Genomic DNA, 13,186 nt, shown 5'->3' on the forward strand with positions numbered 1-13,186 from the left:
CCGCCATGGATGACGTGACGACAGCCGGACCCGCGCCGGATCAGCCCCTCCCGACCCGCGACCGGCTGATTCTGGCCGCCGCCAGCCTGTTCCGCAATAAGGGCTACAGCGGCACCGGGCTGGCCGAGCTTCTGGCCGAAGCCGGGGCACCCAAGGGCTCGCTCTACCACCACTTCCCAAACGGCAAATCCGACCTGGCGCTGGCGGCTGCCAATTGGGCCTCGGACCAGATGCTGCAGCTGATCGACGCTTCCTTCACCCCTGCCCCCAGGTTCCAGGAAGGCGCCAAGACGGTCTGCTACAAGCTGGCCAAGCTGTTTGACATGCAGGGAAAATGGAGCGGCTGCCCGGTCTCCGCGACGCTGTTCGAAGGGCCGGAAAACGAGGCCTTCCACCAGCATGCCGCGCTGCTGTTCGAAGGCTGGATCAGCGCCACGGTGGCACATGCACAGCGCTTGGGGCTGGCGGAGACCGAGGCCCAAGCGGCGGCGGAGAATTTCTACATCCTGCTGCAGGGCGGCTGGCAGCTGGCGCGGGTGCGGCGCGACTCGGATGTGATCCGGGCGCTGCACCTCCAGATATGCCCCCCGATGCAGCTGCAGAAAAACGATTGACGACTCGGCAGGTGAACCGCTACCGCTTGTGGCGATGGTTCCCGTGCCACAGAATCTTGTGTCCGGGATGAAAAGGGAACACGGTGCGGCCTGCGCATATGCATGCCAACTCCGCGACTGCCCCCGCAACTGTAAGCGGCGAGCGACCCCGATAGAGCCACTGGCCCAAAAGGCCGGGAAGGATCGGGAAAGCGACGACCCGCAAGTCAGGAGACCTGCCATCGGATATGAAACTCGAACCCGGGCGGGGCGTCCGGACAGGGTCTGATGGCACCGCGGGACTTCCGCAATTTCATCCGAACTCTTGTCCCCGAACCCCCGCACCACGCGCGGAGGGCGCAGATATGATTTGGACCGACCAAACGCATTTCTTTGCGGCAACGGATTGCAAGCACCTGGGGCGTCCCTGCCCCGCGGCAGAGCGGATGATCGCCAAGCTGGCCGAGGCGATGACCAAGGCCAAACCGCTGACCCAGGAAGACTTTGAAATTACCGGTACCTCGGCCCTGGACGGCTGCCCGCGCAAATGCCCGGCGCAGTTCGTGGCCAGCCATGACCGGATCCGCCTCTATTGCGGCGTCGGAGAGGACGCTCCGCGCGAAGGCCTGGATCAGTTCGCCGATGCGATCTTAAACCGGGATGGAAAAGGCTTTGCGGCTGGTGCGCTGAAATCCCGCCCCTGCGCGCTGATGGAGGCGCTGCCGAAATCGGCGGAAGCGCGGCAGGCGGAACAGATGATGGCGCTGTAAGCTCAAAGCCGCGGAAACACCTGCATTCCACAGAGGGCAGCGCGCGACCCTGGACGGGTGCGTTAGCGCCCTCCCGTGGGGAGGGCCTGGCGATGACAGAAAAGTTAGCGCCTGGCTTTCTACTCTGCCTCCTGCCCAATCTCGTACCCGGCATAGGCCCACTCCATCTGCGCTTGGGTCTCCACCGCGCAAGGACGTACCGCTCGCAGCCGGGCCAGCGCCTTGACCGCGGGCTCGCCGCTTTCGATCATCAGCCGCAGCACCGCCATGCCGGAGCGGCCGCAGCCGCCCTTGCAATGCACCAGCACCCGGCCGCCGCCCGCCAGCGCCTTGCGCGCCGCCTGACTGGCCGCGGGCCATTTCACCTCGACCTCCGGCGGCGGGGTGCCGAAATCCGGCACCGGCAGGTGGATCCAGCGGCTCGCCATGCTTTGGATATCCACCCCCAGCATCTGGCCGCCTGCGGCCGCCTGCTCCTCGGCAGTGGTCATCGAGAGCACCAGCCCCGGTTTCCAGTCGTTGATATGATCCAGATCGCCGCGGTAGTCGCCGCCTGCTCCGGGCAAGGGGCACAGCGCCAGAATGCCGCCCGCCACCGGCAGCGCGTGCACAGCGAGGTTTTCCGCCTTGGGCGCCTCTTGCGCCGCTGTTTCAGAGACTTCCTCAGACCGCATTCCGACGCTCCTTGCGCTTGCGTTCCAATTCCCGTTTCCGCCTTAGGCCTCAGAGCCGCAGCCTAGACGCTAACGGCAGAAAGCCAAAGCCTTTTCCCTGACCGCCCTTGCCGTCCCTTTCCGCGGTGGACGAACGGGCTGCGCTTCAATACCCTGCGCGGAACGCGGGGCGCGCGCGCCTCCCTCCCGATTCCGGCACGAGACATCATGAACGACATCCCCAGCGGCACCTCCGGCGACACCGGCCAATCCCAGTACCAGGTTCTGGCCCGCAAATACCGGCCCGAGACTTTTGCCGATCTGGTGGGCCAGGATGCCATGGTGCGCACCCTGAAGAACGCTTTTGCCGCCGACCGGATTGCCCAGGCCTTCATCATGACCGGCATCCGCGGCACCGGTAAGACCACCACCGCGCGGATCATCGCCAAAGGGATGAACTGCGTCGGCGAGAACGGCCAGGGCGGCCCCACCACCGATCCGTGCGGCAAATGCGAGCATTGCACCGCGATCATGGAAGGCCGCCATGTCGACGTGATGGAGATGGATGCGGCCTCGCGCACCGGTGTGAACGATATCCGCGAGATCATCGACTCGGTGCAGTACCGCGCGGCCTCGGCCCGCTACAAGATCTACATCATCGACGAGGTTCACATGCTGTCGACCAGCGCGTTCAACGCGCTGCTGAAGACGCTGGAGGAACCGCCGGCGCATGTGAAGTTCATCTTCGCCACCACCGAGATCCGCAAGGTGCCGGTGACGGTGCTGTCGCGCTGCCAGCGCTTCGACCTACGCCGGATCGAGCCGGAGGTGATGATTGCCCTCTTGCGCAAGATCGCCACGGCTGAGGGCGCTGAAATTGCCGAGGACGCGCTGGCGCTGATCACCCGCGCCGCCGAAGGCTCTGCCCGGGATGCGACCTCGCTCTTGGATCAGGCGATTTCCCATGGCGCCGGTGAGACCACCGCCGATCAGGTGCGCGCCATGCTGGGCCTGGCCGACCGCGGACGGGTGCTGGACCTGATGGACATGATCCTGCGCGGCGATGCGGCGGCGGCGCTCACCGAACTCAGCGGCCAGTATGCCGAAGGTGCCGATCCGCTGGCGGTGCTGCGCGATCTGGCCGAGATCACCCATTGGGTCTCGGTGGTGAAGATCACGCCGGACGCTGCCGAAGATCCCACCGTCAGCCCGGATGAGCGCGCCCGCGGCCAGGCGATGGCACAAAACCTGCCGATGCGTGTACTCACCCGCATGTGGCAGATGCTGCTGAAAGCATTGGAAGAAGTCGCCGCGGCACCCAACGCAATGATGGCGGCCGAGATGGCGGTAATCCGCATCACCCATGTGGCCGACTTGCCCTCGCCCGAAGAACTGATCCGCAGGCTGCAGGACACGCCGCCCCCGCCGCCTCCGGGCCCTGGCGGCGGTGTGCCGATGCAGGGCATGGGCGGCCCGGCGCTTGGCGGCGGCAGCGTTGATGCCCAGGGCAGCTATGGCGGTCCCGGCGGCCCGGCAGGCGGGGCCCCGGTGGCGCGCGGAGGCTCTGGCCCGGCGGCCGCGCTTGCCCCGCAAGCCAGCCCGGCGCTGGCCCGCTACCCCACATTTGAGCATGTGGTCGAACTGATCCGCGAAAAACGCGACGGGCTGCTGCTGGAATATGTCAAAAGCTACCTGCGGCTGGCCGCCTACAAGCCCGGCCAGATCACCTTTGAACTGACCAGCGACGCACCCCGCGACCTGACCAAGCGGCTGAGTGAACAGCTGAAGGCCTGGACCCATCACAACTGGTTCTTCACCATTGTCACCGAAGGCGGCGGCGACACCATCAGCGAGCGCGAAAACGCCGCCGAGAACGCCCTGCGCGAGAAAGCCACCGCGCACCCCCTGGTGCAGGCGGTGCTGGAGAGCTTTCCCAAGGCCAAGATCAAGCGGATCCGGACGGCAGATGAGCTGGCCGCCGAGGTCGCCGCTGAGGCCCTGCCCGAGGTTGAAGACGAATGGGATCCCTTCGAAGAAGAGTGATGCCCGGCCTGGCGGCACTCTGGGTCACTTTGCCGGCAGCCGCATCCGCCAAAGCCTGCTGGCATGAAGGCGGCACCCCGGCCAGCGCATGGGATGAGCTGATCCGCCTGTCCGCCAAGCCTGTTTCTCTGGCCCTCTTCGCCCTTGCTGGATTCGCTCTTTTTGCCGGGCGGCGCCTTCCCTTTGTAGCCGCCGCCCTACTGTGGGCCGGGCTGGCAATGGTTATTGCAATAGATAACCATGAGCTTTTCTTTGACGATAAGAGTGCCTTGGGCATAATCCAGGACTGCACAGCCTCCCCCCACTTGTTCATTGCGCTCGCAATTGCGATATGTGCGGGGATGACTTACGGCGCCCTGCGCCCCCGCACTTAGGAGAAGACAGATGCTCAAAGGCCTCGGCGGTCTTGGCGACATGGCCAAGATGATGAAATCCGCACAGGAACTGCAAACCAAGATGGCGCAGATGCAGGAAGACCTGCACAACGTCATGGTGACCGGCGAGGCCGGCGCCGGCCTGGTCAAGGCGACCGCATCCGCCAAAGGCGATCTGAAGGGCCTGGACATTGATCCCTCGATCTTCAACGGCGACGACAAGGAAGTGGTCGAGGACCTGATCCTGGCCGCGATCAAGGACGCCCAGGCCAAGGCAGCCGAGAAGGCGCAGGAAGAGATGACCAAGCTGACCGAAAGCATGGGCCTGCCCAAGGACATCAAGCTGCCGTTCTAACCAGCGGCCTTATGGTATTTCGGAAAGGCGGCCCCTTGGGAGCCGCCTTTTCCTTTGCTTGCCTCAAGATGTATCCAGCCGGAACTTAAGGAAGGTCTGCCCTTCGTACTGGACCTCACCGGTCTGCACCGCCCCCAGCCGCGCCAACGGGCGCAGATGCCGCCGGGTCGGCGGCAGCAGAAAGGTCACATAGGGAATGCGCGCGTCGCTGCGGGCAAACTGCAGCGCCTTGCGCGCAATTGCAGGTCCAAGGCCAAAGCAGTCCGGTTTCAGCACCAGGCCAAAATCCCACTCAGCGCCTTCTTTTTGAAACCCGCCCCAGCCTGCATAAGCCTCCCCGCTCAGAAACGCCCAATGGCCCAGCCCGTCGCGCTGCCAGCAGGCTTCTTTTGCGGCGGCAAAGGCTTTAGCCGTTTCCTCATCCCAGGCGCCGGTCAGCAGCGGCATATGTGCTGCCATCCGCGGGTCGGACATGTGGCGGGCAATCTCGTCCGGTGCAATCTCCGTCAGCCGGGCAAACCGCAAGCTCCCGGAAAATGCGCCTGTCCGACCTGCCATGGCCTCACCCTGAACTGCTTCCATCCGCAACAGGGATACCTGCAGGAGCCACCAAAACAAACCCTGAACATTTTGCCCGGCTGCCCTTGCGCTCCCCCGCCCCGATCAGCCTATATGGCTGGAACACAAAGGGCCCAGGGCATGATCAAGAATTCCACCAGCAGCATCGAAGACCTGATTGACCTGATGGCCAAGCTGCCGGGGCTGGGGCCGCGCTCGGCCCGGCGGGCGGTGCTGCATCTGATCCGCAAAAGGTCGCTGCTGCTGACGCCGCTTGCCGATGTGATGAGCGAAGTGGCCGCCACCGCGCGCGAGTGCCTCAACTGCGGCAATGTCGGCACGGATGAGATCTGCCCGCTCTGCACCGACGAGCGGCGTGCAAATGGCGAGCTCTGCGTGGTTGAGGATGTTTCGGACCTCTGGGCAATGGAGCGCGCAGGCGTGTTCAAGGGCCGCTATCACGTGCTGGGCGGCACGCTGTCGGCGCTGGACGCTGTGGGGCCGGAGGATCTGCGCATTCCCCGTCTGGTGGACCGGGTGGCAACAGAAAGCATCCGCGAAGTGATCCTCGCACTGAACGCCACCATCGACGGCCAGACCACCGCCCATTACATAGCGGATCAGCTGCAAGGCCAAGTGAAGCTCACCTCGCTGGCCCAGGGTGTTCCCGTCGGAGGAGAGCTGGATTACCTGGATGACGGCACCATTTCCGCAGCAATGCGGGCGCGGAAGGAAATCTGACAGCACAGCCGAGCGCACAAGATTCTTTGAAGAATTTTGGCCGGAGAACTCGTATTTTCGGGGCCGCGCCCGTCTCTGAAAGGCGCGGCCTTCCTCCAGGGATCAGCCGTAAAAGCTCCGCAGCCCCTGCACCGCACGACCTAGGGCTCCGTCATCCACATCCTTATGCAGCACCATGCGGATGGCACCGGAACTGCCGCCGCCGATCACCACGCCCTGCGCCGCCAAATGCGCCCGCAAGTCATCGTTCCGCCCGTTCTCTGGCGTGAAGAACACCATATTTGTGGCCTGAGACACCTGTCCCGCTCCCAGTCCGCGCACCACATCAGCCAGCTCCGCAGCCCGGCCGTGATCCTCCGCCAGCCGCTCAACGTTATGCTCCAGCGCATAAAGCGCGGCCGCTGCCAGCACCCCGGACTGTCGCATGCCGCCGCCCAGCATCTTGCGCCAGCGCCGTGCCTTGGCGATCAGGTCTGCAGGCCCCACCAGCGCCGATCCCGCCGGGGCGCCCAGCCCCTTGGACAGGCAAATCGACACCGTATCCACCAGTCCCGCCAGCTCGGCCTCGGCGCAGCCCAGTGCCGTGGCGGCATTGAAGAACCGCGCGCCGTCCAGATGCACCGCCAGCCCGGCTGCCCGGGCCGCATCCGCAGCTGCATTCATATCGGCCAGCGGTACAACCAACCCGTTGTGGGTATTCTCCAGCGACAGCAGGCGGCTGACAGCCAGATGGCTGTCGTCTTCCTTCACCGCGCCCGCAATCGTAACCGGGTCCAGCGCCCCGTCAGCGCGCACCGGCACCGGGCAGAGCGCAATGCCGCCCAGCACCGACGCGCCTGCCGCCTCATAGGCATAGACGTGATAACCGTCGCCCACGATGATTTCCTCGCCGCGCTGGCAATGGGCCAGCAAGCCAACCAAATTGCTCATGGTACCGGTGGGCAGGAACAGCGCCGCCTCCTTGCCCAGGCGCTCGGTCAGAACAGCCTCCAGCCGGTTCACCTGGGGGTCTTCACCATAAACATCGTCGCCCAGTTCGGCCGCCTGCATTGCCTGCAGCATGCCTGCATCGGGCCGGGTTACCGTGTCGCTGCGCAGATCGCAGAAGGCTGCGTTGCCCCCTGCCCCTGCCAGCCCTGAATATTGGCTCATTCCGTCACCTGATCATAAGCCAGCGCCGCCACGACATAGGCGCGCCGGGTTTCGCCTCCGTTCAACGCGGTGTGGTAACCGCGGGTGCCAGTGAAATACACTGATCCATCCGCGGGCAAGTGGGGGACGTGATGATTCACGATAAACAATGCCCCTGGGTTGGAGACCACAGGGGTACGCAGCCGCGGCTCTGGATCACGGTGCCAGGAGTTGCTGTTATACAGCCACTGGACAGTACCTTTGCGCACCCGATCGGGAAGCGCTTGGCCAGTTCCCGATGCACGTGCTCGATATAGGCGCACGCAAATTTCGGGGGAAACCCGGAGAAGTCCGCCTCCGGCACCAAGTCCTCGCACGGCTCCTCCACATAACGCTCATCCACAAGCAGCCAATATCGGCCGGACAGGTCATTGGCGGTCCACTCGGTCTGGCCCGGACGCTGGACCATGGGCAGCGCGGCCAAGCCCTGGTCCCGCATGCCGCCCATGAGCTCCTCTCAGCGCAAACATTCTTCCGGTTACTCCTACAGCAGTTGGATGTCGAACTTCAGTTCCAGCTGCTGGATGACCGGTCAGGGCTGGAACTCTGCCACCGAGGCGGAACGGGCACCGTGCCCATAGCCCGGATGACGGCCTCAACATCCGCGTCTTTGATCTGCGGTACAAAAGTCATTTCACGTGCTCCCAAAGTTCGTTCTGATCGCGAGTGGTGATGCTTTTGACGCCATACTGACAGGCAGGTGTTCCCAAACTATCTTGCAAGAAAAGCAACAAGCAGCAGGGCAATCCCATACGCCGCAATATCCCGCCATCTCTGCCCTGCTGTATTTCGAGGCCGCCGCCCGCTCCGGCAGCTTCACCGCAGGCGCCCGGGCGATGAACCTGTCGCAAAGCGCCTTCAGCCGCCAGATACAGAGCTTGCAGGTACAGACCGGCCAGACCCTGTTCAAACGCGCGCGACAGCGGCTGCAGATGACCGATGCCGGTGCGAAATGCTGATCGACGCAGTGAGGTACCGCCATGGGCGGCCACCCACCCCAAGCGGCTGGTGCAGGGAGAACTGGCCGAGAGCCCGCTGCTTCAGGTGCACGCGCACCGCTGCTTCCTGAGCAGCGCCTGCTATCTGCTGACACCGCAGGCCAAGACCGGCACCAGCCTGATCGAGAGTGTCCGCGACCGGCTGCTGCGCAAAACCGCCAGCAGCACCGGCCGGCAACGCCTTACTCTTCGTGCAGGTGGATTGTCATATCGCAGGCCGCATCGCGCAACGGAATCAGCGGCTGATACTCCGGGCTGCTGTAAAACCGTTCTGCCGCCGTCATGTCCGGGTAGCGGAAAACGGCCGCCACCTCGCCGGAACAGGCCTCGCCGCGCAGCACCCGGGCGAAATTTCCGCGCGCCAGCACTTCAACACCCATCGCTTCCATCAGAGGCGCCGCCCGCTGGACATAATCCCGGAACAGATCCGCATTCCGGATCTTTGCATAAGAGAAATTCAGCACGGGCATACGGACACTCCGGAAACGGCGTTGCTCACCAATCTGCCCGCAGGATTGGCGCCGCCTTCTGATTCCGTCAAAGAAGAACTTGTACCGGCACAATGCCAAGCCCCGGTGCCAAAACGGCGGCGTCACAACTGCCCCCCCAGGCAGCTGCGCCTGCGCGCTCCGGGGTCCGCCCGGCGCAGCCGCGCCGCGCGCCAGCGCGGCGCCGGGCCCAAGGCTGCCAAAGCGCTCCGCCAGGGGCGCCTGCAGGCACGGGAGCCTCCCGGCCGTTTTAGCCGCCGGGCCGCTGTTGCCGTCAGCGGAACACAGCCCTGTACAGCTTTTCCTTGGTGAAGGGTTTGTCCAGCACCTGCACATCGGCAAGCTCCGGGAACCCCGCTTCCACTGCGCTGACCGCAAAACCGCTCATCATCACTGCGTTCAATCCCGGCTGCAGATGGCGCAGCTGCGCCAAAGTCTCCCAGCCGCCGCGCCCCGGCATGCTCATGTCGATCACTGCGCCATCGAAGGGCGGCAGCCCCTGCAGCAGCGCCAGCGCCGCGTCGCAGCCGTCCGCCAGCACCACTTCGCAGCCGCGCAGCTGCAGCAGCCCGGCCACCGCCCGGCGCACAGTCTCTTCATCGTCCACCACCAGAATGCGCCGCGCCTCCGCACCGCGCCCCGCCGCAGCCGGGGCCGCTTGCAGAGCCGCCTCGCCGCCGCAAGCCGGAAAGTAAAACCGGAAGGCGCTGCCCTCGCCTTCGCGGCTTTCCACCGCCAAAGCGCCCTGGTGCCGGCTGATAATTCCAAGTGCCGCGGCCATGCCAAGCCCGCGGCCGCCGGGCTTCGTCGTGAAAAAAGGATCGAAAATCCGGGTCACCGTCTGCCGGTCCATGCCGGCGCCGGTGTCCCGCACCTCTAGCAGCAGGCATTCGCCAGCAGCCATCTCCTGCCCCTTCAGCAGCTTGCGCCGCTCCGCTGCCCCAAGCCGGGTGCGGCGGGTGGTCACCGCAACGGTCCCGGCGCCGGGACCGATGGCCTCCACCGCATTGAAGACCAGGTTCATCAGCAGCTGGCTCACCTGCGCCGGATCCATCCGCGACGTCAGCGCCCCATCCGCCAGGTCCAGCGCCACCGCCTTGCCCATTTTGCGTTCAACGGGAACCAGCGCCAGCGTCTCCTGCACAATCGCGTTCAAATCGCAAACCGACTGCTCATGGCTGCTGCCGCCCCTGGCATAGTTCAGCAGCTGCCGCACCAGCGCCGCCGAGGCCTGCAGCCCCTGTTCCGCCACTTGCATATGCTCGTGCGCCGGATGGCCGGCCTCGAGATGCGCCAACGCCAATTCAGTGCGCCCCTGCATCGACGCCAGCAAATTGTTGAAATCATGCGCAATGGTGCCCGCCAATAGGCCAAGGCTCTCGGTCTTGTGCTTGATCAGCAGCGCCTCTTCTGCCCGGGCGCGCTGCCGCTCGGCCTTGCGGCGGCGCAGCTCCAGCCCGATACGGGCCGCAAACAGCGCGATCAGATCCGTCTCCAGCTTACGCTGCTGGATCTCCCGGTCATGCTGCAGTGCAAAATGGCCGATCACTGCGCCATCGGCATCTTTCAGCGGGATTCCCAGATAAGAATGCAGGTTCCGGGTCCGGAAATGCGCCTGGCCGGGAAAGGCCTCCTGCAGCCCCTCCGGCACCAGAAACTTCTCCCGGCCCTTCAGAAACGCGCAAGGGGTGCCCTCGTACGGCACAACCGCATCCTCCACCTCAGCCATCTGCTGCCCTTCAAAGCAGCAGGCCAGCACCCGGAAGCACTCCGGCTGGTCTTCAAGGCACTCGGCAATGAAGGCAGAGCGCACCTTGAGCGCCCCCTGCAATTGCTCGGCAAGCTGGCGGAAAGCCTCGCGCGGCGACGTGCTCTCAGGCCCTTCGGCCAGCACCGCCAAAGTGGTCAGCGTCTGCAGGCTCGCGATCTCGGCCCCAAGACGGGCGGCGAAGGCCTCCATGGCTGCCACCACCCGGCGGCCGAACCCGTCTTCGATCTCCTGCCGCCAGGACGCCTGGACCAGGCCGATCGCCTCGCCCTCGGCATTTTTCAGCGCCACTCCGATATAGCTCTGAATGCCTTCTTCGATGAACATCGCATCATCCGGGTACAGTTCCTGAACCCGGCAGGGGAACACATGCGGATCGCCGCTCAGCACCACATCGTGGCAGGGCGTCACGCAGCTTTCATATTCGAAATCCCCCAGCTGCAGCCCATCAAAGTAACTCGCCAGAACCTTGATGCGCTCGGTCTCCATGACCCGCAGCTCGCCCACGGTGACCAGATCGGCGCCGAACACAGCCGCCAGCTGATCCACAATTGCCTGGCAAAATTCCAGCCCGCTGAGCCGTGCCAGCACCTCCAGATCCAAACCGCAGCCGTCCCCAAACGGCAGTGCCCCTGCTGCATCCATAACCTGTACTCCTGCCATCCCTGCGCGTGCCGGCTTCCTGGCCCGGCCCGCTGGCAATACTCACTAACTCCCTGTCCCTGTTTCTTAGGTAAACCGCCTCCCTGCTGAAGGCGTTTCCCGCACCCCGGTCATTTCAGGCAATCTGGAACACAACTGCCCCGCAACACGATGCTGCGCAAAATGCGGCCGTATAGTCAACATTTTGTAGTGCTGACACCTAATTCTAACAGAAAAAGCCGCAAATCCAGAGCAAAGGATCTGCGGCTTTTTAAGGAAATACCTGTGCAGGCCTATTGGGCCCACAGCGCGGCAGACCGGATCAGAAGCGCGGATCCTCGTCGTCTTCCTCGTCGTCGCCGCCGCCGGACGGCAGATTGAAGAAGCTGTCGGCATCGAGGATTTCCTCGTCCTTCTTCTCTTCCTCATGGTCAGAGCTGCCGCCCAGAGTGAAGGTTTCCAGCCCCTCGATGGCGCTCGGGATCTTCGGCTCGGCATCCATCTCCAGCGACTGCTCGGTGGAGACCAGCTTGCGGCGCTCGTCATCGCTCATCACGCCGCCTTCAGCCGCTTTCTTGGCCGCGGCTTTCTGGACTGCGGAGTCGAGCTCGGACTGTTTGCACAGGCCCAGCGCCACCGGATCGATCGGCTGCATGTTGGCGATGTTCCAGTGGGTGCGCTCGCGGATCGACTGGATGGTCGGCTTGGTGGTGCCCACCAGCTTGGCGATCTGGCCGTCCGACAGCTCCGGGTGGAACTTGACCAGCCACAAGATCGAGTTGGGGCGGTCCTGGCGCTTGGACAGCGGGGTGTAGCGCGGGCCGCGGCGCTTTTCCTCGCCGGCTGCGGCCGGGTTGAACTTGAGCTTCAGCTTGTGCAGCGGATTGGCCTGCGCCTTGTCGATCTCTTCCTGGGTCAGCTGGTTGTTGGCCATCGGGTCGAACCCTTTGACGCCAACCGCCACTTCGCCGTCGGCGATGCCCTGGATCTCCAGCTCGTGCATGCCCACGAAGTCCGCAATCTGCTTGAAACTGATCGTGGTATTGTCCACCAGCCACACGGCGGTTGCCTTGGCCATCAACGGTTTTGCCATGTGCTCATCTCCTTAAAACACTCAGGTCCCCGGATACATCTCTCCCGCCGCCTGAAAGGGCGTCCCCGGCTGGCGGGGCAGGTTTCCGTTGTCGGGGAACTTCCGCCCTATATAGTCGGCATCGTTGCATAAGGAAAGAGGCCAATGCGCAAGTTGTTCACAGGGGTATTTGCGGCTGTCCTTGCCTTGCTGCCCGTCCTTGCGCCCGCCGAGGGCGAGCCTGCGGGCAAGTTCGACTACTACGTGTTGGCGCTCAGCTGGTCGCCGAACTGGTGCGAACTAGAGGGCGACTCCCGCGGCGCGGAGCAATGCGAGGCCCGCCACGATTACGGCTGGACCGTGCACGGTCTCTGGCCGCAGTTCCACCGCGGCTGGCCCAGTTACTGCCGGACGTCCGAAGCCCCGCCCAGCCGCGCGATGAGCCGCAGCATGGCGGACATCATGGGCAGCCCTGGCCTCGCCTGGCACCAGTGGAAGAAACACGGGACCTGCACCGGCCTCAGCGCCGCCAGCTACTACGCCCTGACGCGCGAGGCCTACGGGCGCGTCACCCGCCCCGCGGTCTTCCGCAGGCTGGAACAGGCAGTCACCCTGCCCGCATCCCTGATCGAGGAAGCGTTCCTCAAGGAAAACGCCGCTCTGACGCAGGACAGCCTCACCATTACCTGCCGGGACGGAAGGATCCAGGAGGCCCGCATCTGCTTGTCCAAAGACCTGCAGCCAGTACCCTGCGGCCGGGATGTGATCAAAGACTGCACCCTGAAAAACGCCCGTTTCGCACCGGTGCGCTGACCGGGTAGGGGCGCTGCCCCTCTTGGCTTCCGGCCAATTCACCCCGGGGTATTTGGAACCAGAAAGAAGCCCTGGCCGCGCAATTGCCAGGCTCTGTGATCAGCTGTGCGGTCTCATCTTCCTCTTG

At 64.5% G+C, this 13,186-nt stretch carries 14 protein-coding genes and 1 riboswitch; of the genes, 8 read left to right on the forward strand and 6 right to left on the reverse strand.

What is annotated here, in order from left to right; all coding sequences use genetic code 11:
• Positions 1-5 precede the first annotated feature (5 nt).
• Both RA19_RS04830 and RA19_RS04835 read left to right on the forward strand, forming a co-directional pair.
• Positions 6-614 carry a TetR/AcrR family transcriptional regulator gene (locus RA19_RS04830; protein ID WP_039160052.1) on the forward strand — a complete coding sequence of 203 codons (609 nt, stop codon included), beginning with the start codon at positions 6-8 and terminating at the stop codon, positions 612-614.
• Positions 615-632: 18 nt separating this feature from the next.
• Positions 633-851: riboswitch (cobalamin riboswitch) on the forward strand.
• Between the two features lie 107 nt (positions 852-958).
• Positions 959-1,363 carry a hypothetical protein gene (locus RA19_RS04835; protein ID WP_039160054.1) on the forward strand — a complete coding sequence of 135 codons (405 nt, stop codon included), beginning with the start codon at positions 959-961 and terminating at the stop codon, positions 1,361-1,363.
• A 119-nt stretch (positions 1,364-1,482) separates the two neighbouring features.
• Here RA19_RS04835 and RA19_RS04840 read toward each other — a convergent pair whose 3' ends face one another.
• Positions 1,483-2,037 carry a protein-tyrosine phosphatase family protein gene (locus RA19_RS04840; protein ID WP_039160056.1) on the reverse strand — a complete coding sequence of 185 codons (555 nt, stop codon included), beginning with the start codon at positions 2,035-2,037 and terminating at the stop codon, positions 1,483-1,485.
• Between the two features lie 207 nt (positions 2,038-2,244).
• Here RA19_RS04840 and RA19_RS04845 point away from each other — a divergent pair, with 207 nt between their 5' ends.
• The 3 genes from RA19_RS04845 to RA19_RS04855 are packed head-to-tail and all read left to right on the forward strand — an operon-like array spanning position 2,245 to position 4,788.
• Entirely contained in the window at positions 2,245-4,059 is a 1,815-nt protein-coding gene (locus RA19_RS04845) for a DNA polymerase III subunit gamma/tau (protein WP_039160059.1), read from the forward strand.
• Positions 4,059-4,433, forward strand: coding sequence for a hypothetical protein (locus RA19_RS04850; protein ID WP_241479022.1), 375 nt, complete (start codon positions 4,059-4,061; stop codon positions 4,431-4,433). Before RA19_RS04845 ends, RA19_RS04850 begins: the two co-directional genes overlap by 1 nt.
• 10 nt (positions 4,434-4,443) lie before the next feature.
• Complete coding sequence (locus RA19_RS04855) at positions 4,444-4,788, forward strand: YbaB/EbfC family nucleoid-associated protein (RefSeq protein ID WP_008556296.1); 345 nt, start codon at positions 4,444-4,446, stop codon at positions 4,786-4,788.
• Positions 4,789-4,851: 63 nt separating this feature from the next.
• Here the strand turns inward: RA19_RS04855 and RA19_RS04860 are convergent, their stop codons facing one another.
• Positions 4,852-5,346: a GNAT family N-acetyltransferase gene (locus tag RA19_RS04860; protein WP_039160283.1), complete on the reverse strand. Its 495-nt coding sequence runs from the start codon at positions 5,344-5,346 to the stop codon at positions 4,852-4,854.
• Between the two features lie 141 nt (positions 5,347-5,487).
• On the opposite strand from RA19_RS04860, the gene recR reads away from it, so the two are divergent.
• Positions 5,488-6,087 carry a recombination mediator RecR gene (gene recR, locus RA19_RS04865; protein WP_039160064.1) on the forward strand — a complete coding sequence of 200 codons (600 nt, stop codon included), beginning with the start codon at positions 5,488-5,490 and terminating at the stop codon, positions 6,085-6,087.
• A 102-nt stretch (positions 6,088-6,189) separates the two neighbouring features.
• On the opposite strand, the gene ltaE is transcribed toward recR, so the two are convergent.
• Positions 6,190-7,239 carry a low-specificity L-threonine aldolase gene (gene ltaE / locus RA19_RS04870; RefSeq protein ID WP_052261642.1) on the reverse strand — a complete coding sequence of 350 codons (1,050 nt, stop codon included), beginning with the start codon at positions 7,237-7,239 and terminating at the stop codon, positions 6,190-6,192.
• A gap of 755 nt (positions 7,240-7,994) precedes the next feature.
• Between ltaE and RA19_RS04880 the strand changes: the two genes are divergently transcribed.
• A complete protein-coding gene (locus tag RA19_RS04880; protein WP_039160065.1) occupies positions 7,995-8,237 on the forward strand; it encodes a helix-turn-helix domain-containing protein in 243 nt (80 codons plus the stop codon).
• Positions 8,238-8,458: 221 nt separating this feature from the next.
• Here RA19_RS04880 and RA19_RS04885 read toward each other — a convergent pair whose 3' ends face one another.
• The 3 genes from RA19_RS04885 to RA19_RS04895 all read right to left on the reverse strand — a co-directional run bounded on the left by RA19_RS04885 (position 8,459) and on the right by RA19_RS04895 (position 12,267).
• The gene (locus RA19_RS04885) at positions 8,459-8,746 is read right to left on the reverse strand and encodes a DUF1330 domain-containing protein (protein WP_039160068.1); all 288 of its coding nucleotides are present in this window, start codon (positions 8,744-8,746) and stop codon (positions 8,459-8,461) included.
• Between the two features lie 292 nt (positions 8,747-9,038).
• Positions 9,039-11,177, reverse strand: coding sequence for a hybrid sensor histidine kinase/response regulator (locus tag RA19_RS04890; protein ID WP_039160069.1), 2,139 nt, complete (start codon positions 11,175-11,177; stop codon positions 9,039-9,041).
• Between the two features lie 319 nt (positions 11,178-11,496).
• Positions 11,497-12,267, reverse strand: a complete 771-nt coding sequence (locus RA19_RS04895) for a DUF1013 domain-containing protein (RefSeq protein WP_039160070.1) — start codon at positions 12,265-12,267, stop codon at positions 11,497-11,499.
• 144 nt (positions 12,268-12,411) lie between these two features.
• On the opposite strand from RA19_RS04895, the gene RA19_RS04900 reads away from it, so the two are divergent.
• The gene (locus RA19_RS04900) at positions 12,412-13,059 is read left to right on the forward strand and encodes a ribonuclease T2 family protein (RefSeq protein ID WP_039160071.1); all 648 of its coding nucleotides are present in this window, start codon (positions 12,412-12,414) and stop codon (positions 13,057-13,059) included.
• The last annotated feature ends 127 nt before the right edge of the window (positions 13,060-13,186 follow it).

The organism is Leisingera sp. ANG-M1 (assembly GCF_000813745.1).
Lineage (GTDB): Bacteria > Pseudomonadota > Alphaproteobacteria > Rhodobacterales > Rhodobacteraceae > Leisingera.